The sequence below is a fragment of the Paenibacillus sp. FSL R5-0486 genome (genome assembly GCF_037975155.1).
GTDB classification, from domain to species: domain Bacteria; phylum Bacillota; class Bacilli; order Paenibacillales; family Paenibacillaceae; genus Paenibacillus; species Paenibacillus amylolyticus.
In genome coordinates this window covers 6,700,262-6,726,207 of record NZ_CP150237.1, presented here as the reverse complement: position 1 = coordinate 6,726,207, position 25,946 = coordinate 6,700,262, and the positions used below count along the sequence as shown (strand labels likewise).

The following is a 25,946-nucleotide window of genomic DNA, read 5'->3' as shown; positions in this document are numbered from 1 at the left end:
TTGGCTTCATCACTATTTGGTAATCTCGATGCTGCCAGAAGAAGTACGGGCCTTGATCACTTCCCGGCTCACCATTGGCGATTCAGGTACATCGACACTTCCGGAAGTAGCCTTAGCGTCGTAGATTCCGTCAAAATCAGGTGCAACTTGAATGAAAATATCTCCTGATGTTCCAGACGCATTAATCGGGGCGGAATGGGACTGTTCAATATGAATGCTACCCGAAGTGAATTGAACATCAGCTGCGCCGTTTAATTCAGTAATCTCAATATCTCCTGATTTAATCTTACTGTTTACATGACCGGCAATCTGATCTGCCGTAAAACTTCCGGATGTCTGTTTCACGGTCATGTCTCCATTAATCATGGAAGCGTTAATGTCGCCAGAAGTTAGAACCAATTCAATATTGGGCGCCTTGATGTTTTCCAGACGTATGGAACCTGAGGTGTTGTTCAGCTCAAGCTGATTGGCATTTAGACCTGTCAGATCCCATTCACTTGAAGAGGAGTCCAGCTTAACCTCATTTAATTGGTGTCCTTCAGGCAGAGCAACGGTTATTGTGGAGTCTTGATCATTCCAGTACAAGGTGAAAAATTGCAATCGTTCACGTGCTGTCTGAGCCAGTTGGAATGTGCCTTTGGATAAGGTGGCTTGTTCGAAGCTTTTGACTACGGCAGGGTCCCATTTACCATCCACTTCGATATAACCATTCGAATCGGGGCTTATGACAAATTCAATATCTGCACTGAAATTAGCATTCATAATAATGTTCTGCAATTCATCTGTTTTGAAATCCCATCGTTTGGAATAATGCTCCCGTTCATCTCCGAACTGAACGCCATAGATGGATGTCCCAAGTAAACCTATTCCGATACATATCACGGCGAGCGCAAGCCATTTCTTGGTACTCATGCGGAAATATCTCCTTTCATCATATTTTTATTCCATTGAATGTATTGAAGAGTAGTGTTTTTGAAGGCTCTAAAGACATACTTCGATGCGATGGCAAACAAAATGCCGACACCGAAAGCGCCAATCGCAACGAAAATTTCCGGTTTATCGAGTTGGCCAAGGAATACAAAGTCCACAACTGCTGCCACAGGAGCCAATACCAGTAAGGACAGGCTGGCGAGCGTAAGCCATACTGACCATAGCGTGAGACCAAGAGGAATGCCAAGGATCAGATTCAGGAATAACAGGCCGATGGCTGTGAAAAATTTGCGAGTGGCGCTGGTGTTGTTCCTGGGTGACCGCATCTCGCGATACGTCGGTGCATAGAACGCATCTGAACCCGGCGTATGAATGTCATAACGATCACCGAGTGCTTCCTTGGCGATTTCTTCCGGCTGTCCGAGTTCCCGAGCGATCTCTTCTTCCAGCCTGCCTTCTCGTAGTCCGAGCTCGAAATGTTGATCATAGTCGGCGAGCAACTCAGCCCGTTCGAATGGGTCCATCGGCCGTAGATGAATTTCCATGGCTTTCATAAATTGTTGTCTATTCATTGGGGATTCCTTCCTCAATCAGATTTGCGACATTGCGCACAAATTCATTCCATTCTGTCGTCAGTGCCGTCATGTAGTCGCGACCTGTATCGGATAGTCGGTAATACTTGCGCGGCGGTCCTTCGCTTGATTCTTGCAGGTAGGTGGTGCAGTAACCGTCATTTACAAGCCGGCGAAGCAAGGGATACAGTGCACCTTCAGCAACTTCGATATGTTTGGAGACAGCCTGAGCCAGTTCGTAGCCATACCGATCCTGGCGGTTTATTAATACCAGGACGCACAGCTCCAATACTCCTTTTTTGAACTGGATGTTCACATTCACACAGGTTCCTCCTTCGTAGCTTCATTTATAGCTATTGTATATTGTTCAGTAGTGGTGAAGTCATCATAGCATCCAGTACTGTTTAATGCAAGGTAGTGACTTTAAAATAGTTCCGTATCACGATTGATCGATAATAAGTTCGTTTAATACTGATGCTTAGCTGAAGCTGTCTGTTTAGCTATAATTCAGCATACGCAAAAACCGGATCGGTTACTTCCGTCTGGAGGCGGATTCCGATCCGGTCTGTGAGATGAACTTTTGTTTCTTTGGTTTACAGGTTAATCGCTAAATGTCGGTTATCCTTGTGCATCCAGAACTTTAAGGTCTTCCACAGCAGGGCCCTCAATGACATGGCCTGCATAATCGAAGCGGGAACCATGGCATGGGCAATCCCACGAACGCTCGCCCTCGTTCCATTCGACTTCGCACCCCAGATGAGTACAGGTGGTATCCACCAGAAACAGCTTGCCACTGGTGTCCTTGTAGGCGCCAGCACGTTTGCCATTATGACGAACGACGGCTCCTTCGTCTTCACCAATATCGCTAACCTTTTTGTGCACAATGCCTACTTTACCGGAGATTAATTCCTTGGCTACATTCACATTTTCCACAATAAAGTGTTTCATACCAGGATCGGCCTTGAATCTTGCCGGATCGAATATGGCAGCATGAGGGTTGTCACGTCCAGTGATGCGATCCGCAAGAAGGTGTCCTGCCATCGTGCCAGTTGTCATTCCCCATTTGGCAAACCCGGTCGCCACATAGACTCGTTCATGTCTTCCGGTAATCGGTCCGATGTAAGGCACCTTGTCAATGGAGATCAGATCCTGGGCTGACCAGCGAAAAGGAATGTTGCGAATGCCAAATGTCTCCGCTGCGAACTGCTCTAGGCGTTCATAATGACCAAAGGTACAGATGCCTTGTCCAGTTTTATGATTTTCACCGCCAAAGAGGATAAGTTCCTTACCATCATGTAAGACGGTACGCAAGGAGCGGTACGGTGTATCGTCCGAGATGTACATGCCACCCGCATAGGCTTTCTCCGGTTCGACTAATACAGCGTAGGATCGTTCGGCGTGTAATCGTGTGAAATAAAATCCGGGATCATAGACGGGAAAATGAGAAGCCACGACAATATGTTCCGCTGTTACGGATGGGCCATCTCCATAGGTTCTGACATGCAGGGAAGCATCCTCCTCCACATCGGTTACGGTGGTATGCTCATAGATACGAACCCCTTGTTTCACAGCGGAATCGAGCAAGTAGTGCAGGTAGGCCAACGGATCAAACCGTGCCTGACCCGGCATGCGAATACCTGCCCTTGCGGGAACTGGAATAGGGAGTGGGTCTACCCACTCACCAGGGATATTGAGTTTGCCATAGGCGGTCAGCTCGATTTCCAGTTTTTTGATGTTTTCTTCCGATTGAATGTAGACGTAGGCATCTTCCTCTGCCCACTGGCAATCAATCTGTTTTTCCTTCACGAGATTACGCATCCACTTCGCGGCATCGGCATTGCCTTCATAGTACATCCGAGCCTGTTCTTGTCCGAAGTGATGCATAATTTCATCAAATATGACGCCGTGCTGTGCAGATACCTTGGCAGTGGTATGACCGGTCGTGCCATCCAATACTTTTCCAGCCTCTAGCACGACTACACGCATACCCGTCTGCGCCAGCAAATAGGCTGTAGTAATGCCGGCAATACCGGCACCAATAATCGCTACATCCGCGGTGATATCTTCGGTCAGTTTTGGATAGGCATCGAATTGGTGCGTAGCACGCCACAGCGATTCGGGGACCGGGGGCAGACCCGTCTTGGGCTGCTGATTGTCGCTCATTTTTTTTCCTCCTTGATTATCTTCAATCTATCGTATGGGGTGTTGTTCAGCGCACATCGTTGTACTCTTATTCATGATTGCCAGACTATGCCAGGAAAAAACGGTGTTGTTTAGATTTTGCAGAGGGGATGTTCACAATTTCCTGCGCAGAACCTCTGTTTTTTTTGTTAAACATGCTATATGATAAGATTACCGAAATCGTTTTAGGTTTTGAAAAAGAGATCAAGATTTACACCTATAAACGTTGATTATAAAAGGATTAATTGATCCATCGGAAGAAAGATTTTATCCGAATTAACCCCCGATTTTTTATGAGATATGTATTCGCTATCATTTTTATTAACTACCGATAACCAAAGGAGATTCTATATGACGACCAACCAAACGAAATATCCGTTTCAAGATACAGCACTAGAGTTAGACATGCGTGTGAAGGACCTTGTATCCCGCTTGACGGAAGATGAAAAAATTGAATCCATGTTGCAATATCAACCGGCAGTAGACCGTTTGGGTGTACCTGCATACAAACACGGAACAGAAGCGGCCCACGGCTTGGCCTGGCTTGGAGAAGCAACATCTTTCCCACAACCGGTGGGGCTGGCATGCACATGGGATGCGGATCTGATGAAAGAGATTGGCTCCGTGCTTGGAGACGAGGCGCGTGTATTTTATAAACGCAATCCGGCAGTGAACGGTCTTACCCTGTGGGCACCTACAGTAGATATGGAACGTGACCCGCGCTGGGGACGGAATGAAGAGGCCTATGGTGAAGATCCGGAACTGACAGCCGAGCTGACAACAGCATTGGTCAAAGGAATTCAGGGCGACCATCCGAAGTATTACAAAGCGGTTGCTACCTTGAAGCATTTCCTCGCCAATAATAACGAAGTGGATCGCGGAAGCGGTTCGTCCAGCATTGATCCACGTAACATGCGTGAATATTATCTGAAAGCGTTCGAGAAGCCGTTCAAAGAAGGCGGCGCACAGTCGATGATGACGGCGTACAACTCCATTAATGGTACACCAGCGTTGTTGCATCCTTTTGTGAACGAGATTGTCAAAGGTGAATGGGGCATGGATGGTTTCGTTGTCAGTGATGCAGGTGATGTGATGGGCATCAAGAATGATCATAAATACTATGATTCCCACACACCAGGTACCGTAGAATCCGTGAAGGCCGGAATTGATAGCATCACCGATGATGCTGAGCTGTCCAAACAGGCACTGCGTGAAGGATTGGAACAAGGTACACTCACGATGGATGACATCGATAAGGCGTTGTTCAATACGTTCCGTGTGCGTTTCCGTCTGGGCGAGTTCGATCCGGAAGAAGGCAACCCGTACGCTTCTATTGGTGAAGAGTCCATGATGACAGAGAAAGCAAAAGAACTGTCGCTCAGAGCTGCAAGAGAACAAGTGGTATTGCTCAAAAACGACAAAGGCACGCTCCCGCTGGACAAAACAAAAGCTGGTAAAGTGGCTGTGATTGGTCAGTTGGGTGGAACGGTCTATCGTGACTGGTATGCAGGCACCATGCCGTATAACGTATCCCCGCTTGAGGCGATCCGTGGCAAAGTAGGCAACGATAAAGTATCGTTTAAGGATGGTAATGACCGTATTACGTTAACTTCCGTAGCCAGTGGGAAGAAAATTGGACTGGCAGAAGGTGAAAAATCACCTGTGATTGCTTCGGGAGAAGCGGAGACGTTTATGGTGTCCGACTGGGGCTTCGGAAGTTATACCTTGCAGGCCGAAAGCAACGGCAAATATCTGACCACAGATGAAGAGACCGTAACGGCTTCCGCTGATGAAGTATACGGCTGGTTCGTGAAGGAAGTATTCCACCTGTTGCCACAAGAGGATGGCAGTGTAGGTCTGACTACTTGGAATGGCAAAACGGTGACTGCACCTAATGGTGGAAACGATGCATTAGTAGTGTCCGAAGAAATGAAAACCTTTGGTGCCACAGAGACGTTCAAGCAGGATGTGATTGTGAACGGACTTGAAGAAGCGGTAGCAGCAGCTAAGGCTGCGGAAACGGCGATTGTCTTTGTTGGTAATAATCCGCTTGTAAATGGTAAAGAAGAGATTGACCGTCCAAGTCTGGATCTCGCCGAATCCCAGCAACGTCTGGTTGAGGCGGTCTATGCCGCGAACCCGAACACGGTAGTTGTCATCGTGGGCAGTTATCCATTCACATCGAATTGGGTCCAGGAGAACATCCCGGCGGTATTGTATACTTCACACGCAGGACAGGAACTGGGTAACGCAGTAGCAGACGTACTCTATGGCGACTATGCGCCAGCAGGCCGTTTGAACATGACATGGGTACAATCAGCAGATCAACTGACCGACATCAAGGATTACGATATCATTCAATCCGGTCGTACGTATCAATATTTTGAAGGTAATGTATTGTATCCGTTTGGACATGGTCTGACGTATGCAACGTTTAAATACAGCAATTTGGAACTTAGCCCAGCTCAAGTGGGTACAGAGGGCAGCGTTACGGTAACTGTAGATGTAACCAATACAGGTTCAATTGCCAGTGAGGAGGTTGTTCAGTTGTACGTTCGTGCAGGCAAATCCCGGGTGAAACGTCCACTCAAAACGTTAAAAGGATTCCGTCGTCTTCATATCGAAGCGGGAGCTACAGCGAAGGTCAGCTTTACTTTGCCTGTTCAGGAACTGGCAATCTGGGATGTAACTCGTGATCGGTATGTCGTGGAAGGTGGAACTTACTCTATTATGGTTGCCAAGTCATCCTCCGATGTTCAGCTGGTTGCAGACCTGACGGTAGAAGGAGAGACGATCCCTGCCCGTAATCTGGGTGTGGCTACTCGTGCCGAGAATTATGATGCTTACCTGGGTGTTGATCTGGATGAGAGCAAAGAGGGCGGAAGTGCTGTCCGTGTAGTTGGTGAGCAAGGATGGATTGCCTTTAAGGATGCCGATCTGGGTAGTGGGGCAGCAGCAATTGAAGCTCGTGTATCCGCGGAAAAAGCAGGCGCTGTGTTGGAAATTCGACTCGGTTCACCAGACGGTACGCTCGCAGGACGTGTGGAACTGGCACAAGGTGAAGCCCAGCAGTGGTCTAACGTGAAGGCGGAACTCACAGGTGCATCAGGTGCACAGGATGTATACATTGTGTTGTCTGCGGGTGTGCGCATCAGTCACTTTGAGATTCGTTAAGTCAAATAGCTCATGAAAAAGCCTCTGAACTTATTCGGAGGCTTAGTTTGTTGTTTAATGACCATTTTGCATAAATCCCCTGAGCGGTAGGAAACGAATTATACAAATTTCTATGATATGAAACCGTGCTTGTATTGTCCATTAAACGTATTTTTATTTTCCGTCAAACGTAATCATTTTTTGCACAAATTGCTTCAATTGTTTGTTGGTTTCATTCAGTTGCTCAATTGTGCTCATAAAATTGTTTACGAGTTCAGCCTGCTCTTGGGAGCTTGCAGTGATCTCACCAAGTTCATTCTCCATGCCTTGAATGGATTGCCGAACTGAGAGAAGAGAATCTTCAATACGTGCCGTCGCTTCTTTGGTATCGACAGACAGTTTGCGAATTTCTTTGGCAACAACGCCAAAACCTGCACCAGCTTCCCCTACACGAGCAGCTTCAATGGCAGCATTCAAGCCAAGCAGATTGGTTTGTTCGGAGATTTCACGAATGAAACTGGCGACCTGAGTGACATTGCCTGATTTCTGTACGGCTTGTTTGGAATTGTTCCGGATCTCTTCGGTTGTGGCACTGAGTTCCTCGGAGTGTGCAGCTACATGCTGTACACTGTCAATTAACTGGTTAGTCAGATTTTCGGTAGCATCCATGAGCTGTTGCAACTGGTCTTTGTCATCCATACTGTAGAGCAGATTAAACAGGGCGATGACTTCACCTTTTTCATTTTTAATGGGGATAAAAGCCACGTCAAAAGGAACACCGAATAAATCTTTAGGGTAGTGATCGAATCGTTTGACTGTACCGCCGTTGAGATCAGCAAAATTTCGATTTCCATCCAATAGAGGGTCGCCGGGTTGATAATTCAGTTGTTTTAACGATTCCCCTGCTGAGAAATATAGGAATTTCTCATGATCAATCACGGAGAGGGTTACATCCTGACGAATCGTATCTCGAAAGAAAGGCATACATGTAATTAATGCTTGAACAATATCCATATAAAAGATGATTCCTCCCTGGTTACCTTATGTAAACGGTTAAATTTTAAATGCTAACTTAATAACTACCTATATTATATATCGTCATGCAATAGAGAAGAAAATAGAGAGAATGGATAAAACCTATTTCTTAAAGAAGACCGCTATACGCCAACAAGACACGAGTCCGCTGGGGACCCGTGCCTTGTTAGTTGGTGAGGGGAATAAAACCAATGTTACAGCATACTGAGCTGCATTGTAACGATGGTTCGAGTGGCTAGTGTTGCACTGACATCAATCAAACGCTGATTCCGGCTGCCGCGGAAGGGAAGGGAAACATCACGCTCCGCTTCAACGTATCGACCGTCAATAATCACATCGCACAACCGGGCAAGCTCCGCTCTTGCAGGGTCGGTAATCAGTTCTTCATATTCGAATCCCGTGTAGGCCCATACCGTCAGATCAGGACGTGCAGCGCGGAGCTGCTGGACCCAAGACGTACATTCTGCTGCCGAGAAAAAGGGATCACCACCACACAACGTAACGCCATCCAGCAATGGATGGGTCGTCACTTCATGCAGAATCTGCTGCTGCCGCTCCTCTGTAAAGGGCTCCCCCGCTCGAAAGCTCCATGAATCCGGACTGAAGCAGCCCGGACAGGCGTGACGGCATCCGCTGATGAACAACACGGCACGCAGGCCGATTCCTTCATTCACCGATTCCGGGATGTAACCATATAGATTCACCGGTGTTTCACCCGATCCCGCACTTCGGCTTGCTTCGCAGCATTGAAGCGTACTTTGTAATCCCCGGTCAGATAGCCAGTTACGCGGCGTAACCGCTGGAAGTGTACATGGTTCTCATGGGCTTCACAGCTTGGGCATACATCCCCAATGACGCCTTCATAACCACATGCAGGGCAGCGATCAATTGGATGATTAATGGAGAAATAACCGATATCCTGCGCCAGTGCATACTGTACAATTCGCAGGAAAGCTGCGGTGTTGGCCCGAACGTTTCCGTCAAGCTCCACATAGGAGATCGCACCCGCGTTACATAAAGTGTGGAATGGGGCCTCCAGTTCAATCTTCCGATATGCTGGAAGCGTGTGGTAGACCGGGATATGGAATGAATTCGTATAATACTCCCGATCATTCACTCCGGGAATAATGCCATAACGCTCTCTGTCGATCTTCGTGAATTTGCCGGACAACCCTTCAGCAGGTGTGGCAAACAGGGTGATATTCAAGTTATGCTGCTCGCTCATCCGGTCACAGAACTCTCTCATGGTCCGAATAATGTTGAGCGCTTCGCGATGTACATGAGGGTCCTGCCCATGATGGCGCCCATAGAGAGCTGTCATACATTCCGCGAGTCCGATAAAACCAAGAGATAATGTTCCATGCTTTAAAAGCTCGGCAACCGGCTCGTTCGGGCCAAGCTGTTCTCCACCTTCCCATACACCCTCCCGCATCATGAAGTCCGATGCCTTGGCAGGCTGCAATGTCTGAATTCGGTAGCGGTGCAACAGGCCGGAAGCGGCATTATGCATAACTGACTCCAAAGCAGTATAGAATCCGGCTCGGTCAGCGACAGCTCTTGCACCTTGGCAGATGCCAAACCGGATGCCGAGCTTCACGAGGTTAATGGTGTTGAAGGACAGATTACCTTTACCACTTTGACGATTGCGACCAAACCGGTCAGCCAGTGTACGTGTGCGGCATCCCATGGTTGCGATGATCGTATCCGGATCTTCCGGATGATAGAAAGGCAGATTGAAAGAGGCATCCACATTGACAAAGTTAGGATACATCCGCCGGGATGAACAGGTGACTGCGAGCCGGAACAGATCATAGTTCGGCTCTCCTTGAGCCTGATTGATCCCCTGTTTACATTGGAAAATATGTTGAGGGAACACGGGAGTCTCCCCGTTGCCCAGGCCACGAATGGTTGCTTCCAGCAACGAGCGTGATACCAACCGTCCTTCCGCAGAAGTACATAATCCATAGTTCAGTGAAGTAAATGGAATCTGACCACCCGCCCGGCTGCTCATCGTATTCAGGTTATGAATCAGTGATTCAGCAGCTTGTCCTGTCTCCAATTCAGTCTCTTCATAGGCGAAGGCATATGCCCGCGGACATTGATTCTTCGCTTCGATGCTATCCAGATGAAGCTGTTCATCCCCGATCAGAACATTTTCACCAAAGAGCCGTTGCCCTTTGCGGTAGTGTTTGCGGAACGATCGCTGTACATAAGGGGCCAGATCCCAGTCAATTTTATTGGCCGATACACCGCCATATTGACTGTTCTGCTGGGATTGGAAGATGATCGCAACCAGAGCCATGGCAGACATGATCGTCTGAGGTGTGCGAACCGATCCGTTACCTGTGTTGAAACCCGCAGCAAGGAGACGGTCAAACGGGATAAAGATACAGTTGGTCGTTCCAAGTGCATACTGATCCAGATCGTGTACATACAGATCCCCATTCTCCACAGCTTGGGCAAGCTCTTTCGGCAACACATGACGCAGAGCATGCCACTTGGCGGTCTCCGAACCGAGCCTGCTCATCTTACCACTGAAGGAATCCCCGTTCAGATTCGCATTTTCCCTCAGCGTATCGGCGTCTTCTGCGCCAATAATTCGTCTTCCCAGGTCGGATAATAGATCGGATGCCGGTGGGGTGGCATACTCAAGCATGTTCATGTAAGGTTCCTCCTAAAATGATTTTGGTTATCATTCAATTCACGTTAAATACTATATGTAGATTCGTCTTATCCATTTATAAACTATATGTGGTTTTTTGGGTGTGATAATGATCACACAGCTTACTGAACAAAGTGGACTTTCCTTTAATTGCTACGGATAAAGGTTCCCAAAGTCTGAGCGGAAGCGTATAATTTCTAGTTATTCTGCAAGTATAATATCCGAAGTCGGACAAGATGGACTTTAATCAAGCTGAAAAGGCGAGTTGCAATGAATTCGCGGTCGTTAAACCATCCGTTTAAGACCTGTTTTTGTCCACAAATGGGCAATAGGCAGGGAGTATGATTCTCTTATACTTCTACGGTGTTAATCATATAAGTATAGATTGTGACAGCTATTCGGATTTTTGATGACCCCTGTACGTGATTAAACATTCTGAAATACAGATTTGAAAGTGCAGCTAAGATAAGAGGGGTGAATCATGGGGACGGCAGAAGGCATTACAAGAGGCTTCTATGAAGATATAAAGGAAGCTGCGGCTCATATCGTAGACGTATTAAGTGGTATATTGAAGGTCAATACCATCTTTGTTGCCACGAATGACGGGGTGACCAATGTCATTTTGGAGGCCTTTAATCGTACGGAAGAGTTAGTTGTTAAAGGCAGTGCACTTCCATTTACGGATTCATATTGCAGCCTGGTATTAAGAGACAACGGTAGCGTTCTTACGATCCCGGATACATGTGAACATCCGATGACACGATCCATGGGCGTTACGAGCGGACTTGGCAATCGCTTCTTCGTGGGCGTGCCTATTATGAGAAGATCGGGCGAAACATTTGGCACCATCTGTCTGATGGATGATCCTGGTTATGTGATCAGCGAAACCGATATGAAGACACTGAAGGCGATGGCTGTATTCCTGGGTTATGTTGTTGATCTGGAAAGCACGTTGCATGTTCAGGAGCGGAAACTGAGTGATTCGGAACAAATGCAAGAACAGCTCCAGGCAGAGAAAGAACGTGCCGAATCTGAGGCTATGACCAAAACACAGATGTTGAAGCTAATGAGTCACGAGATTCGCAATCCTTTGAACGGTATTTTGGGACTGACAGATCTGATGCGCACACCGGATATGCCTGAGGAGCAGTCCGAATATGTGAACATGATTGAGACAAGCGGCAATATTCTGCTTTCCTTGCTGAATAATATGATGAATTTCAACATTAATGAAGCAGGTAAAACGGTTATACATGATGATCCGTTTGATCTGGTAGGCACCATTGAGAATACCGTGTATCTCTATGCCGGGATTGCGACGGGCAAGAACATTGAGCTGGGATTAAATCTTGAACTGAATGTATCTCAAGTGTTCGTTGGTGATGAAGTCAAGATTGGACAGTTGCTTGCACACGTCATTCAGTATGCTCTCGATTCAACGCGTGAAGGTTCCGTTCTGATCACAGCAGTGGTGAACGGAGAAGAATTGGAGGAGAACGGTACACTTCAGCTCAAGGTGAAGTACACGGGTCAGATGTTATCGGACAAGAAGACACCAACCTTTAACAGCCAAGATGAAAATTTGAATATCCAAAAACTGATTGGAAGCAATCTGGGTTTAGCTGTAAGCCAGAATCTTGCCATTCTCATGCATGGCCGTATTCAGGTGAGCAGTGTGAAGGAAAATGAGACGGAATTCAACATCTCCCTTCCATTGCGCAGATACTGGGAGTTACCTCAACTCGCAAGTGTTCAGCAACGGTTAAAAGGGAAAAAGGTGTTGCTTGCCAAGGACCCTGATATTTTGCAAGGTGTCTCTTCCCTGATGCGTAGGTGGGAGATGGAGGTACACATGACCTCGGGTGTGACATTAGCGCATGATTGGATCAAGGAAGGATTCATGCCGGATGTAGCCGTTGTGGATATGGGATTAATGGAAGGCGGCGCGGTTGATTTTGTACATGAACTGAAACAGCGACTGGAGAATCTGCCCGTCATTGTTCTTGTTCCTTATGGTATGCACATTGAATTGCATGAAGCAGAAGCCTTTGATGCTGTTCTGACCAAGCCGGTCAGACAGGCTGATCTGTTGAATGCTTTGAGCATTACTTTGCCTTAGATCATGATCATAGATCTTTATTCGGCGCACCTTATAGGTGCGCTTTTTTTCATTTTCCATTTTCTGAGCCAAAGCCCTTTTATTCCGAGCTGGTTACGTTACAATAGAAAGTGAACTTCATCTTTATAACCAACAGAGGAGGATATGCAATCAATGGATTATCGCAGATTAGGTGGAAGCGGACTGAAAGTAAGCGAGATCAGTCTGGGAAGCTGGCTGACGTACGGAGGGTATGTGGAACGTGAGAATGCGGTGAAATCAATTGAAACTGCATTTGATGAAGGCATTAACTTTTTTGATACTGCCAATGTATATGAACGGGGTGCAGCAGAAGAACTGCTGGGGCAGACGCTCAAAGCATATTCCCGTGACTCTTATGTACTTGCAACCAAAGTATTTGGCAAAATGGGTGATGGTCCGAATGACCAGGGGTTGTCTCGCAAACATATCAAGGAGCAATGTGAAGCCAGCTTGAAGCGCCTGGGCGTTGAATATGTGGATATCTATTACTGCCATCGTTATCATACCGAAACACCAATTGAAGAAACACTCCGCGCGCTCGATGATCTGGTACGCCAAGGCAAAGTGTTATATGTGGGCGTCAGCCAATGGACTGCGGCTCAGATGGAAGCTGCGTTGGGTACAGCAGACCGTCTGCTCCTGGATCGTATCGTGGTCAATCAGCCGGTGTACAACATGTTTGACCGTTATATCGAAAATGAGATTATCCCGCTCGGTGAGCGTAAAGGCATCGGACAAGTTGTATACTCCCCGCTTGCTCAAGGTCTATTGACCGGGAAATATACGTCCGTTTCCGATATCCCAGAGAATAGCCGTGCTGCCAAGCTAGGATGGGACGAAGGAAAGATCAATGCGGATCGTATCGGGAAAGTTCGTCAACTGATTGAAGTGGCGGACAAGCTGGATCTGAAGGTTGGCCAACTGGCCCTTGCCTGGATTCTGCGCCAGAACAATGTATCCAGTGCACTTGTAGGGGCGAGTCGTCCCGAGCAGGTAAAAGAGAACGCGGCTGCATCTGGCGTGAAGCTGGATGCTGCCATTGTGGAGGAGATTGAGAGTATCCTTGCTTGATCTCCTGTCAGCACACAAGCTGAGATGATATCTAATGATCTATAAAGAAAGGGATGTCCTGTGCGCCTGAATAGGCGAACGAGACATCCCTCTTTTTGGAGAACGTTGAAAGGTTAGTTTATTGAAAGGTTAGATCTTACTTTAAAGTGTAAGAGGAAAGGAGCGAAAAGTTAAGGCACATACACGGTTACGCCCTGTATTCTTGGCTTCATATAAAGCACGATCGGCCTGTTCGAAGAAGTCGTCATCGTCATGATCATCACAATGATCGGGATATACGGCTACACCAATGGAGATGGTTAGACGTGTCGTGTGCCCGTCGGGCAGAGCAAAATGGTATTTCTCTACAGCCTGTCGTATAGATTCGGCGGTAGCCACGGCCTGACGGTGTCCACAGTCGAGCAAGAGAATGGCGAATTCCTCCCCACCATTTCGTGACACGATATCAGCAGAACGTGCATGCTCAACAAGCAGTTGTCCAAGTTGCTTCAGGACCGCATCGCCAGCGGAATGACCATAGGTGTCGTTTACCTTTTTGAATCGGTCAATATCAATGGCAAGCAAGGAAAGCTTCTGTTGGTAATCCCGCGCACGCTGGAGTTCCAGTTGAAGTGATTTTTCGAACTGTCGTCGATTGCTCAGGTTGGTAAGATGATCGGTAGAAGCTCTTTTTTCCAATAGAAATAACATTTCATTGGATTTATTAATGAATTCTGCAATGAAATAGATAAATATTCCACCGGCAAAAGAAATGGTCATTTGTAACGGATATATCTTCATTAATGAATTCATGCTGTCCGTGTTCAACATAAGGATGATAAAGATTAATGTCATGCCAAGCAGATTCATTGTAATTATTTTGGTCAGTCTGGACCAAGGAGCATAGGCGAAGTATACACCGGACAGTCCGATCAGAGTCATGACAAAACCTGCATCTATGGCAGAGGATGATAAGCCGAACATCAGAATACGAATGATCGAGATCATGAGTCCCGTAACGACCGAAGCCAATCCTCCCATATATACCGCTGCGGTAACGATGGCCAGATGCCGTAGATCTACAATCGTAGTTTCGTTCAGAGGGAATGAATAGTTCATGAGTACTGTGCCATATATACCGAACAATAAGCCGCCGATCAACTGAACACGTAACGAGGGAAAAGGCAATCGGATACTATAGAACTTTGCGATGATCCCGGACACATACATAAACGTAATCATGACACAGATATTAATGAAAAAAGTGCTAAACAACCGACATTCCCCCCTTTTTACGCACATCCCTATATTTTATCTGAAAATTGGTGCTGTAGCGAACCATATTATCCCAAATTTATGAGGGGATTGCTGGGAAAGATGTTTTATTTGCATATACAGGATGTTAGAGTGATATTGACTTCAATATACAATGAGATTTATACTTAATCTAAATCAAAATGTATTCCTTCTTTTTGGGAAGACCATCATAAGTAGAAGATCAGTGTCTGATTTCATATAAAATGGATCAATAATAAAGGAGAAATGGTTGTGAGAACTTTAAATCTGACGATACAACGACAAGCAGTATATGATGTGGTGCGCCATTCAGAGGATCACCCGACAGCTGCTGATGTCATGAATCGACTCGTGGAACAAGGATATAATCTGGCCTATGGTACGGTGTATAATTCTCTTCGTTATTTGACGGACAAAGAGTTGATACGGGAACTTAAACTCGGAGAGACAGCAAGCCGGTACGATGCCCGTATGGATGATCATCAGCATATTATGTGTGAAGTGTGCGGCAAAGTGGACGAGGTGATGACAGAGGTTCCTCCACAATGGATGAAACAGGTAGCTGAAGAAACCGGATATGCAATCGATCATGCTCATGTGGTCTTTGGAGGTGTCTGCGGGGAATGCAGAAACAAACGGATCAAGTAAAAATAAAATTGCCTGGCCGCCGTTTACCCCTAAGGGTTAAACCAGCCTTGTCTGACTCAACACCTCTTGTGGACAATTGTCCGGTTACACGGCGTGTTATTCTGATCAGCCCGATGCCGGGGCAGGTTCATGAACTGGTAAAGGCCTTAACGGATAGCTGCTTTGATGTACTGGTTTTCCATCGCTGGGAACCGGATCTGCATGAGCGCCTTGTCTTTGATCTGTTGATCTATGATCTGTCTGTTGCTGGAACTATCGATGCATTTGCCGGCATTAGCAGCCGATTGAATCGTGAGGCTGAGCATACAACCCCTTGTTTGTATCTGGTTGGTGAGAAGATGATTGGCAGTGCAAGTGGACCGATGCTTCAGGAGGAATTGCTGGTGTGGCCTGCACGCCCGCAGGAAGCACTTTACCGAGTGCAGCGCATGATTGGCAACAGCCCTGCTCTGCCCAACCGTGGTTTTTTACCTGAGGAAGGGCACCGTATCGGATTCAAAGATCTGTGGCTTGATCGTGAACGGATGAGTGTACAGCGCGATAATAACCGGATTCATCTAACCAAGACCGAATATGATCTGTTACTCAAACTGATTGATGCCAAAGGTGCAGTCATTTCCCGTGAGGAAATGCTCAGCGATATCTGGGAGACGGACTTTACGGGTGGAAGTAATGTGGTCGATGTTCATATCAAAAGCTTGCGCAAAAAATTGGGCGATAATGCGTCTTCGCCGCAATATATTGTAACAGTAAGAGGAGTGGGCTACCGCCTGGCGGATTAGTCCGCTTTTTTTTGCCCAAATTTTATCTTTCACTTCATGCTTTTTCGGGTACTACCTAATAGAGAGGCAGATCTGAATCATTCCCTTAAAACATGTTCATAGTTCATTCATGAATGTTGAAGAACCTCATCTTAATCTCATGTGAACCTCATGCAAGAGTAGAGTGGGACATGTTAGAATCAATTTAACAGTTAGATCAAGTCTAAATGTATATTTAAACCGAAGCCGAATATGATTTTAATAGTAGATATATAACAGCCGTGAGACCCATTAGAGGAGGACGACATGATGACAGAACGTATGACAACGAATCAGGGAGCACCTGTAGGTGACAACCAGAATTCCCGCACAGCAGGCAGAAGAGGGCCGACACTGCTTGAAGACTACCATCTCATTGAGAAAATAGCCCACTTTGACCGTGAACGTATTCCCGAAAGAGTCGTACATGCGAGAGGTGCCGGAGCTCATGGTGTATTCACGCTGGAGCAGAGTATGAAGGCTTATACAACAGCTGACTTCCTACAAGATCCAGGTACGGAGACGGATGTGCTGGTTCGTTTTTCAACCGTTATTCATGGTACGGGATCACCAGAGACTGCACGAGATCCACGTGGATTTTCCGTCAAATTTTACACACGGGAAGGCAACTATGATATTGTCGGTAATCATCTGCCCGTTTTCTTCATTCGTGATGGGATGAAGTTCCCTGATATGGTGCATTCCTTGAAGCCGGCTCCGGATACAAACATTCAGGAACCTGCTCGATATTGGGACTTTATGACCCTCTCACCGGAATCAACACATATGATGACCTGGTTGTTCTCTGATCTGGGCACACCAGCAAGTTATCGGGAGATGGATGGTTTCAGCGTACATGCTTTCAAATGGATTAATGCACAGGGACAGGTCCACTATGTGAAATACAAATGGGAGTCTGCACAAGGCGTGCGAGGCTTCTCTCGTCAGGAAGCTGCCGAGGTACAGGGGCAAGACTTTAATCATGCTACCCGGGACCTGCATGAACATATCAAGAACGGGCAGTACCCACAGTGGAAGCTTCAGGTACAGCTCTTGAAGCCTGAGCAAATGGATGATTTTGCTTTTGATCCGCTCGATCCAACCAAAACATGGCCTGAAGATGTATTGCCGTTCCATACGGTAGGGACCATGACCCTGAATCGGAATCCGCAAAACTTCTTTGCTGAAGTGGAACAGGCGGCCTTTTCTCCTAGTGCGCTTGTACCCGGAATTGAGCCTTCCGAAGACAAATTGCTGCAAGGACGCCTATTCTCCTATCCAGATACACAGCGTCACCGGCTTGGACCGAACTATTTGCAAATTCCGGTGAATTGCCCGTACGCACCCGTTCGTAATCATCAGCGTGATGGACTCATGAATGTGAATCAGGACCCATCTCCGGTGAACTATGAACCCAACAGTTCAGGAAACAGCCCGCAAGAAGATCCGGCATACCGGGACAGTCAGGTTCCGTTGCAAGGGCATGTTACAAGAGAGAAAATCGAGAAGACGGATGATTATACGCAGTCAGGGGAGCTTTTCCGTTCATTTACTCCTGTAGAGCAGCAGCATTTGCTTGATAATCTGATCAATGACCTTAAGGGCGTATCTGTTGATATTCAAATGCGTGCCCTGTGCCACTTCTTCCGAGCGGATGGACAGCTTGGCGGACGTTTGGCTCATGGACTCGGCGTGGATATTTCTGCACATATGCCGTCACAGGATGGAAAATAAAGCACATTTTGATCATATTCTACAACATCATACGGACTGATATTCGTTGAAGACCGGGAAAACCGCGAACGTGCGGAATTTCCCGGTCTTTGGCCTTTTTTACTGAAATGGAAAACAAATTTACAAATCATTTACATAAAATAGCTGACATAGAGGTTGACTTCTCATTTGATGGCACTACAATGGGTAGTGTGAGGGGTGTCAGAAAATGAGAATACACAATTTCAAAGTGGGTGAGCGTGGGCTCAACCGATTTTTCGGTCCGCTGGAAGCCAAGATTATGGACATTTTATGGGCTCGTCCTGGCAGCAGCATCCGTGAAGTGCAGACCGCACTTGAACAAGACAAAGACGTCAATTTTAATACAGTCATGACCGTGATGAACCGGCTCGTAGACAAGGGACTTCTCGGAAAGTCACAAAAGGGCAGAACATCTTTGTACCAACCGGTACAGAGCAAGGAGGAGTTTATGAACGACCAATCCAAGGAACTGTCACATGAGTTGGTAGATGAATTCGGAGCTTTGGCATTGAATCATATGCTGGATGCGCTGGACGAAGCAGATGCGGGTCTGATTGAACGCTTGGAACAGAAGATCAAACAATGGAAAAAGGATAGCGATTAAGATGTGGAAGACCCGCTCGAAACTTTTGTTTACCGTCGGGTTTGGCATTCCGTTACTCGTGTTCATGCAGATGTTCATGTACGCGATGTACAAAATTTTTGGCTGGGATATCCCGTTTAACCTGCTCTGGCTCTGCAATCATTGGATGAGTCGACTGGGATGGTTATCTGTGGGACATTTCCTGCTGGCACTGGTATTGCTGACATTTGCGGGAACAGGTTGGTTGTTAATGGTGCGTATGATGAAAACCAGAGCAGCCGTACGTAAACTTCGCTCCATGGAGGTGCGTGCATTGTCTCGCGAACTGGAGTCCAAGTATCACCATCTCGGACAGCCGGGATTCATTGTGGTGGACAAGCATTCTCCAGTTGCATTTACAATTGGTTTATGGAGACCTTGCATCGTACTCTCCACGGGGCTTCTGACGATGCTGGATGCAGAAGAGGAGACTGCAGTTGTGTACCACGAAGTCCATCATCTGTGGCACCGTGACCCACTGAAGACAACACTGTTATCGGTATTTGCAATCATGATGCCGTATATTCCTGTATTGAAGCATACTTCGAAACATTACAATATTGTTAGAGAAATTCTGGCAGACAATGAGGCCATTGAGCGTACAGGCAATGTGGCAGGCATTGGCAGTGCTTTGCTCAAGTTGCTCCGTGCTTGTCCTGAACCTTGGGGGGCCAAAGAACTGACCGTTCAATCCTCATTTGCGGATACGTCGGTGAATGTCCGCATTTCACGTCTGCTGGACCCGGAACAGGACGTGACGCTGAGGTTGCCACGTTATGCTGTTCTGATGTCGGCTACTGTTTTTCTATTGCTGTCTATCTTGTTTGTTTGGTCCATCGGATAGATTAATTGGGCTACATGTGAAGTCGAATATAATGAGGAAGGAAGATGAACATGAATAATAAAAGTGTAGAGATTGGATTACTTTTCTCAAGGATTATGATCGGTTTGATCTTTGTATTGCACGGCTGGAGTAAATTCGAAGATGGAATCAGCGGTACGGTAGGTTTTTTCGAAAGCATTGGTATTCCCGGATTTCTTGCATCCGTTGTAGCCATCATTGAGTTGGTAGGTGGTGTAGCGATGATTCTGGGCCTGGGAACACGTGTGTTTGCTGCCCTGTTTGCAATCGTGATGGTTGGCGTTCTGTTTACAGCCAAAGTGGGTGAGCCGTTCCTGAGTGGTACCGAGTTAGATTACCTGCTACTTGCGGGTTCCCTGACACTGCTCTTCACAGGAAGCCGCCTCCTGGCCGTGGATTATCTGTTCTCCAGACAGGGGAATGCTCGCCAAAATGTGAGTGCTTGAATTGACTAACGATCGCTAAAAAATTATGAAGTGCAGGATGAGTCCTGTAACGAGGTTCTTTATTGGCCAGGCCGGTTCGGGAATTGATTTGCGAACCGGGCTGATCAGTAGAGAACTTTTTTCGTTTGGACGACATGCCTGTGGTTTGTTACAATGAGAATAAGTATGCTACTAAGAAAAAATAAGGAGGATGCATTTTATGATTAACGTCATTCCATCCGATGCCCGCTCCAGCTTCGATCGAGGCTGGCTCCGTGGTAGTCACAGCTTTTCTTTCGGAGAATACCAAGACCCGGAGAATACGGCGTTTGGACCGATGCGGGTAGCGAACGACGATGTGATCGCGCCTGGTCGCGGTTTTGGGGCTCACCCGCATAGTGATATGGAGATTGTATCCATCGTACTGAACGGCAAGTTGCGACATGAAGATAACCTTGGGAATGTAGCCGTTACAGGCTTTGGCGGTATCCAGCGGATGTCAGCAGGCAGTGGCATGATTCATACCGAACATAATGCATCCGATACCGAAGAAGTACGTTTGCTTCAGCTCTGGTTCATGCCACAGACAAAAGGGTTGGAGCCCTCCTATGAGACGACATCATTTGATCCAGCGGCATTGGCAGGAGCACTCGTGCCGATTGTATCCCCAGATGGGGGACCAAGAGTTGCGACCATTCATCAGGATATGACGATCTACCTTGGCCGATTAGCCAAAGACGAAACGTTAACCTTTAATCAGGATGCAGGCCGCCGAATGTACATTTTCTCCATCGAAGGCAAGCTGGGATTGGACGCAGAGTACCTGTTGAACAAAGGCGACACGGCTCGTGTGGAACAGCAGGATTCAATCGAACTGCAAGGAAACGAAGATACGTTCTATATGATTATTGATTTGCCGTAGATGGCTGATGAAATGAACTCCAAGATGAAGGAGGATATACACGTATGGCGCAACAGGAATGGTTTATGGTCAAACATGCGGTGACCGGGCGAGGATTAGCTAATAGCAAAACAGATTCCCTGTCCTATCGGTTCCAACAGGAGGGTACAGGCTTCATGTTTACCGTTACGGGTCTGGACGAGCAGATTGTGGAACAGATTATGGAGCTTAGACAGGAACTGAACGTATTTCGCTTCGTCCAACGCAAGGACCAGCCCCTTTTGAAACACTGGTACTACGCCGATGGTGAACGGGTAGTATACGACAGGGAGAGTCACACGCTAAGCATCTATGCGAAGTCGGAGATTCGTTATGTGCCTGAAGATTATTTTGCGGATTAACTAAAATAGCTTGAACAGGTTTTCGAATAGTTAAGGAGGTCTCTGTTAAATACAGAGGCCTTTTTGCTGTCTGAACTCAGAGAATTTAATCGTAACTTTACAAAAAAGACCACATAATTCCCCGCTGTCTGGCACAAGCTACCTTGTATAAAAAACAAGAATGGAGGGGCGGCATATGGCGGACAAAACATCTGGGAAAGACAAGTCCCGACAACCGGGACGAGCTTCAGAAGAAAAAAAACATATTCCTTTGGGACTGCCGTCCCCGCCTTTTCTTCGGCAGCCAATTAGTGCAGTACATGAAATTCAGATTAAGGCGGTAAAGGAGATATTCTCCGAATGCTCGGATGTGGTTTTTCGCAACGTCATGATTACGCCTGAAGTGAAAGGACTTCTCGTCTATATTGAAGGTATTGTCAATTCGGCTGATATCCAGGAACACATGCTGCGACCGATTATTCGAGGGCTGGTGCAGCAACGTACAGATGAACCTGATGTTCCACTGGATGATACAACCGTTGAGCTAACACAGGTGAAGCGAGTGGATACCTGGGCTGCTGCGACAGAAGGGGTGCTGGCATCCTCTGCCCTTCTGGTGGTCGATGGAAGTAACAAAGCCTGGATGTTCAATGTCAAAGGTGGCGTCAGACGTGGTGTGGAGGAACCGCAGACAGAATCCGTCATTCGGGGTCCGCGGGAGGGATTTACCGAAACGCTCCGTGTGAATACGGCCTTATTGCGGTTCAAGCTGAAAACACCTGCTCTCAAGATGGTGAGTATGACTCTTGGCACAGATACCAAGACAGATATTGTGCTGACCTACCTGGAAGGTATTGCTGACCCAAAAACGATTCAAGATGTCAAGAAACGTCTGGAAAAAATCAATATTGATGGCATCCTGGAGACGGGTTATATCGAGGAACTGATTGAAGATCATCCGTATTCCCCTTTCCCTCAGATGCACTATTCGGAGCGGCCGGATACCGTTGCAGGCAATCTGTTGGAAGGACGCTTTGCCATTATGGTAGATGGAACCCCATTCTCGCTGATTGCTCCAGTCACGATGTGGCAGATGCTGCAAGCCAGCGAGGATTATTACGAGCGATTCTTCATCAGTAATCTGGTGCGGTGGATTCGCTTCCTATTCGTAGCCATCGCTCTGTTCCTGCCAGCCTTGTATATCTCTATTACAACATTTCATCAGGACATGCTACCAACTACGCTGATTCTGAGTATTGCGGGTGCACGGGAGGCTATACCTTTTCCGGCTTTGGTGGAAGCCCTCATCATGGAGCTGTCGTTCGAAGCTCTCCGGGAAGCGGGGGTCAGGTTACCCAAGACAGTGGGTCAGGCTGTCAGTATCCTCGGTGCACTCGTGATCGGACAGGCCGCAGTTCAAGCTGGGATTGTATCCGCACCGATGGTTATTATCGTATCCATGACAGGTATAGCTTCCTTCACGATTCCGCGATTTAACTTCGCGATTACGGTGCGTCTGCTGCGATTTCCGATCATGTTACTGGCAGGTATGCTCGGACTATACGGGATTGTAATCGGTTTGGTCCTGATTTCGGTGCATCTGACACAGATGACTTCGTTCGGTGTCCCATATCTTTCCGGTCTTAGCCCGTACAGTAAAACAGATACCAAAGACATTCTCATTCGTGTGCCATGGTGGAAAATGATCAATCGTCCTTCTACGGTACATCGGGATCAGAAACGGATGACCGAAAAGATCAACGGTTCCCCTGAAGCTGAGGAAGGGTGGTGAACCCATGCAGATCATATATAAGTACCGGGCAGTGATAGCGCTGTTGTTATGTACCACTTTTATTTCAGGTTGCTGGGATCGTAAGGAGATTAACGATGTTGCCTTTGTGATTGGTATTGCTGTTGATAAGGAGGGGGACAATTACAGATCCAGTCTTCAGATTGCTCTGCCAGGACAATCCGGTTCTTCCGGTAGTGAAGGAGGCGGAGGCGGCACGAGTGGGGATAAATCCTGGTTCATGTTATCCAATACAGCCAAATCTGTGCATGGTACGTCTATTGAAGGTCAAAAGGAACTTTCACGAACAATCTATTACGCGCATCGCCGTACGATGCTTATTGGTGAGGAGCTTGCCCGGGATGGCGTGGCCCCCATGCTCGATCTGTTTACACGGTATCCGCTGAACCGACTCTCTGCATTGCCAGTGGTCACAAAAGGTGCAGCATATGAGGTCATGGATACGGATGCACCTATAGAGAAGTTTCCATCCGAGATGGTGCGGGAACTGTGCTTCCTCAATATGCGTAATCCACGTTCACTTAAAACGTTTATAGATGCCATTCTGAGTGAAGGTGTCGATCCATTCCTGCCGGTCGCTTCGAAAGTGAGCAATGTTCCAAAAGGGTGGAAGGACGCCAAAACAAACATAAAGCTGGATGGGTTGGCCATTTTCAAGAAAGATAAGCTGGTTGGCATGATTGACAAAGCTCCAGCCGATGCGCTCATTCTTGCTATGGGCGAAGCCAATGCACCGGAGATTATGGTTAAAGCTCCTGGCGGAGATGGAAATATGTTCATCAAGTTGAACGAGAACAACGCTTCACTACATCCCAGTATCAAGGCTGATAAGGTCACCGTGAATATTGAATTATATGCCAAGGGAGTTCTCGTAGATAACGAATCCAATTATGGCGACCGGCGTGAGAATGAGATTCTGAAGTTACATGAAGCCATTCACGAGAAAATAAAATTGGATATCGAGGAAGGTGTCCGGTTGGTTCAGGGAAAATACCATGCGGACATCCTTGGAATCGGTCGATCCATTCATCAACATCTGCCGGCCAAGTGGGACACGATGAAGGATCGTTGGGATGACATATACCCTGAAGTTGAGGTGACGGTTACCCCCCATGTCCTTATTGAAAACGTTGGGGTGAGCAATAAACCAATTGGCGTCGGAGAGGATGAAGTTGTACATGATTAAACCACTCTTATTTACCTTCCTGGCCATGGTAATCGTGGTCATTTTGATGGATTTCAGACATTTGAAACAGGCAGCTGCCATTAATCGCTGGCTATCCTATAGTTTGATAGCAGTGGCTACAGGCATTTGGTTCTATGTGACTAATCTAAGCAAAACCTTATTTGTGTCGGTATGGATAAGCCACGTTATCCAGCGCTTACTGCCACTGCCCTAGGTTGTGGACAGGATGCATTAAGTTTGCGAGATCGCGAGAGGGAAAGGAGGTATATCATGAATCAGAGAGTGACACACCGTCAGATGATCCTGCTCGTGCTACTGCTCAGTATTTCAGGAACGTTAATTCAGCCTCACGCGCAAGCTATCTACTATGCGGAACAACACGCTTATCTCTCGTATATACCTGTAGTCGTAGTGATGCTTGCATCCATGTGGATGTTAAGTCGGGTCCAGCGGAGATTTCCAGATCAGGATCTATTTCAAGCCCTTGCTGGGCGATTCCCCTTTTTGGGAAGGCTCGCAGGATTGATGTACATTTTGTTTTTTTTCTTTGTGTTTGCGAGGGATATCCGGTTAACGGGGGATTATATCAGCATAACTTTGTTAGAGACCACGCCCATCTCCATCATTGTGTTATCTCTGATCGTTATGGGAGTTTTTATCGTTAGAGGTGGGCTCGGCTCCTTAATCGGTATGTCGGAGTTGTATGTGACATTGTTTCTCTTAAACTCCGTGATTGTGCCTTTCATGCTCATTCAACAGATCAATATGGATAATTTGATGCCGTATTTTCACGTTGATGTTACGGGAGTGGGCAAGGGGAGTTGGTACATATTTTCGTTTTACGGAGAGATGATTGCATTACCTTTTGTTATCAAAGGCAGTGATTTTCGATATAAATCGGTTGTGTCAGGTATTATCCTCTCTGCACTCCTGATGATGTTAATCCTTGTGGAGACCATTACCTCCATTGGAGTTCCTATCGCTTCAAGGTTGGTGTATCCCTCCTATGAACTGGCAAGACAATTGCAAATCAGTGATTTCTTGGATCGGTTTGACCTTGCCCTGGCAGCGGCAACCTTGCCTACCATGATCACGAAGATTGCATTTGACCTGTACTTTGTCTGCTGGGGATTGAAGCGAATCATTCCGAACGTATCGGGAAAGGTGTTGACAGGTCCGATTGCTCTCGTCGGATTTGTCTGTGCATTCTGGTTCTTCCGAAATGCCATTCAGCTCAATCGTTTTACTCGGGAATGGACATGGATTGCCATTGTTTTTGAAGTAATGTTCCCTATCGTGCTGTTTCTTTTCCTTCGTCCTCGCAAAAAGGATAAAAAAGAATCTACCCAACAGAGAGCGGGAGACCAGCCAAAGAAAGAGAAGCATGAGCCGGAACAAAAATCGGCTGATTCGGAAAAGGACGGAGAGAAAAGACGGAAAGATTCTCATGGCGGAGAACTCCAGCCTTCCTGATGCATTCCATCAAAAATCCTTATAGATGAACGGGCAAAAAGAGGGAAAGCACAGTTTCCCTTCAC

At 47.0% G+C, this 25,946-nt stretch carries 23 protein-coding genes; 15 read left to right on the top strand and 8 right to left on the bottom strand.

All coding sequences use genetic code 11. The features are described from left to right. Positions 1-12: 12 nt before the first annotated feature. From MKY01_RS29700 to MKY01_RS29685, 4 genes are all read right to left on the bottom strand, one after another. Positions 13-912, bottom strand: a complete 900-nt coding sequence (locus MKY01_RS29700) for a DUF4097 family beta strand repeat-containing protein (protein WP_339284593.1) — start codon at positions 910-912, stop codon at positions 13-15. After that, positions 909-1,502 (bottom strand): DUF1700 domain-containing protein, encoded by a 594-nt coding sequence (locus MKY01_RS29695; RefSeq protein ID WP_339284591.1) that lies wholly within the window; start codon positions 1,500-1,502, stop codon positions 909-911. Before MKY01_RS29695 ends, MKY01_RS29700 begins: the two co-directional genes overlap by 4 nt. Further along, positions 1,495-1,824 carry a PadR family transcriptional regulator gene (locus MKY01_RS29690; protein ID WP_036667851.1) on the bottom strand — a complete coding sequence of 110 codons (330 nt, stop codon included), beginning with the start codon at positions 1,822-1,824 and terminating at the stop codon, positions 1,495-1,497. Before MKY01_RS29690 ends, MKY01_RS29695 begins: the two co-directional genes overlap by 8 nt. Positions 1,825-2,120: 296 nt before the next feature. Next, on the bottom strand, positions 2,121-3,665 hold the full coding sequence (locus MKY01_RS29685) for an FAD-dependent oxidoreductase (RefSeq protein WP_339284589.1): 1,545 nt from the start codon (positions 3,663-3,665) through the stop codon (positions 2,121-2,123). A 369-nt stretch (positions 3,666-4,034) separates the two neighbouring features. Here MKY01_RS29685 and MKY01_RS29680 point away from each other — a divergent pair, with 369 nt between their 5' ends. Then, on the top strand, positions 4,035-6,857 hold the full coding sequence (locus MKY01_RS29680) for a glycoside hydrolase family 3 C-terminal domain-containing protein (RefSeq protein ID WP_339284587.1): 2,823 nt from the start codon (positions 4,035-4,037) through the stop codon (positions 6,855-6,857). Between the two features lie 153 nt (positions 6,858-7,010). Here the strand turns inward: MKY01_RS29680 and MKY01_RS29675 are convergent, their stop codons facing one another. From MKY01_RS29675 to MKY01_RS29665, 3 genes are all read right to left on the bottom strand, one after another. Then, positions 7,011-7,850: a methyl-accepting chemotaxis protein gene (locus MKY01_RS29675; RefSeq protein ID WP_339284585.1), complete on the bottom strand. Its 840-nt coding sequence runs from the start codon at positions 7,848-7,850 to the stop codon at positions 7,011-7,013. Positions 7,851-8,065: 215 nt separating this feature from the next. Beyond that, the gene (nrdG, locus tag MKY01_RS29670; protein WP_315370646.1) at positions 8,066-8,575 is read right to left on the bottom strand and encodes an anaerobic ribonucleoside-triphosphate reductase activating protein; all 510 of its coding nucleotides are present in this window, start codon (positions 8,573-8,575) and stop codon (positions 8,066-8,068) included. Next, positions 8,572-10,533: an anaerobic ribonucleoside triphosphate reductase gene (locus MKY01_RS29665; RefSeq protein WP_315370647.1), complete on the bottom strand. Its 1,962-nt coding sequence runs from the start codon at positions 10,531-10,533 to the stop codon at positions 8,572-8,574. Before MKY01_RS29665 ends, nrdG begins: the two co-directional genes overlap by 4 nt. A gap of 481 nt (positions 10,534-11,014) precedes the next feature. Here MKY01_RS29665 and MKY01_RS29660 point away from each other — a divergent pair, with 481 nt between their 5' ends. Continuing rightward, complete coding sequence (locus tag MKY01_RS29660; RefSeq protein ID WP_339190897.1) at positions 11,015-12,652, top strand: histidine kinase dimerization/phospho-acceptor domain-containing protein; 1,638 nt, start codon at positions 11,015-11,017, stop codon at positions 12,650-12,652. 153 nt (positions 12,653-12,805) lie between these two features. Then, entirely contained in the window at positions 12,806-13,744 is a 939-nt protein-coding gene (locus MKY01_RS29655; RefSeq protein WP_047840782.1) for an aldo/keto reductase family protein, read from the top strand. Between the two features lie 141 nt (positions 13,745-13,885). Here MKY01_RS29655 and MKY01_RS29650 read toward each other — a convergent pair whose 3' ends face one another. Further along, positions 13,886-14,998, bottom strand: a complete 1,113-nt coding sequence (locus MKY01_RS29650) for a diguanylate cyclase (RefSeq protein WP_339284584.1) — start codon at positions 14,996-14,998, stop codon at positions 13,886-13,888. A gap of 273 nt (positions 14,999-15,271) precedes the next feature. Between MKY01_RS29650 and MKY01_RS29645 the strand changes: the two genes are divergently transcribed. The 12 genes from MKY01_RS29645 to MKY01_RS29590 all read left to right on the top strand — a co-directional run bounded on the left by MKY01_RS29645 (position 15,272) and on the right by MKY01_RS29590 (position 25,881). Next, positions 15,272-15,667, top strand: coding sequence for a transcriptional repressor (locus MKY01_RS29645; protein WP_036612807.1), 396 nt, complete (start codon positions 15,272-15,274; stop codon positions 15,665-15,667). Next, on the top strand, positions 15,643-16,449 hold the full coding sequence (locus MKY01_RS29640) for a winged-helix domain-containing protein (protein ID WP_036612804.1): 807 nt from the start codon (positions 15,643-15,645) through the stop codon (positions 16,447-16,449). The genes MKY01_RS29645 and MKY01_RS29640 overlap by 25 nt, the downstream gene beginning before the upstream one ends. Positions 16,450-16,737: 288 nt before the next feature. Further along, positions 16,738-18,201: a catalase gene (locus tag MKY01_RS29635; protein ID WP_339287290.1), complete on the top strand. Its 1,464-nt coding sequence runs from the start codon at positions 16,738-16,740 to the stop codon at positions 18,199-18,201. A 208-nt stretch (positions 18,202-18,409) separates the two neighbouring features. After that, a complete protein-coding gene (locus MKY01_RS29630) occupies positions 18,410-18,826 on the top strand; it encodes a BlaI/MecI/CopY family transcriptional regulator (RefSeq protein ID WP_017691824.1) in 417 nt (138 codons plus the stop codon). 1 nt (position 18,827) lies between these two features. After that, complete coding sequence (locus MKY01_RS29625; protein ID WP_036667841.1) at positions 18,828-19,688, top strand: M56 family metallopeptidase; 861 nt, start codon at positions 18,828-18,830, stop codon at positions 19,686-19,688. A gap of 50 nt (positions 19,689-19,738) precedes the next feature. After that, positions 19,739-20,152, top strand: coding sequence for a DoxX family protein (locus MKY01_RS29620; RefSeq protein ID WP_339284583.1), 414 nt, complete (start codon positions 19,739-19,741; stop codon positions 20,150-20,152). 199 nt (positions 20,153-20,351) lie between these two features. Then, a complete protein-coding gene (locus MKY01_RS29615; protein WP_339284582.1) occupies positions 20,352-21,053 on the top strand; it encodes a pirin family protein in 702 nt (233 codons plus the stop codon). 44 nt (positions 21,054-21,097) lie between these two features. Beyond that, complete coding sequence (locus tag MKY01_RS29610) at positions 21,098-21,433, top strand: hypothetical protein (RefSeq protein ID WP_339284580.1); 336 nt, start codon at positions 21,098-21,100, stop codon at positions 21,431-21,433. 175 nt (positions 21,434-21,608) lie between these two features. Continuing rightward, positions 21,609-23,204 (top strand): spore germination protein, encoded by a 1,596-nt coding sequence (locus tag MKY01_RS29605; RefSeq protein ID WP_339284578.1) that lies wholly within the window; start codon positions 21,609-21,611, stop codon positions 23,202-23,204. A gap of 4 nt (positions 23,205-23,208) precedes the next feature. Then, a complete protein-coding gene (locus MKY01_RS29600) occupies positions 23,209-24,408 on the top strand; it encodes a Ger(x)C family spore germination protein (RefSeq protein ID WP_076253682.1) in 1,200 nt (399 codons plus the stop codon). Continuing rightward, positions 24,401-24,622, top strand: coding sequence for a hypothetical protein (locus MKY01_RS29595; protein ID WP_036612790.1), 222 nt, complete (start codon positions 24,401-24,403; stop codon positions 24,620-24,622). The genes MKY01_RS29600 and MKY01_RS29595 overlap by 8 nt, the downstream gene beginning before the upstream one ends. Before the next feature lie 56 nt (positions 24,623-24,678). Further along, positions 24,679-25,881: an endospore germination permease gene (locus MKY01_RS29590; protein WP_339284576.1), complete on the top strand. Its 1,203-nt coding sequence runs from the start codon at positions 24,679-24,681 to the stop codon at positions 25,879-25,881. The last annotated feature ends 65 nt before the right edge of the window (positions 25,882-25,946 follow it).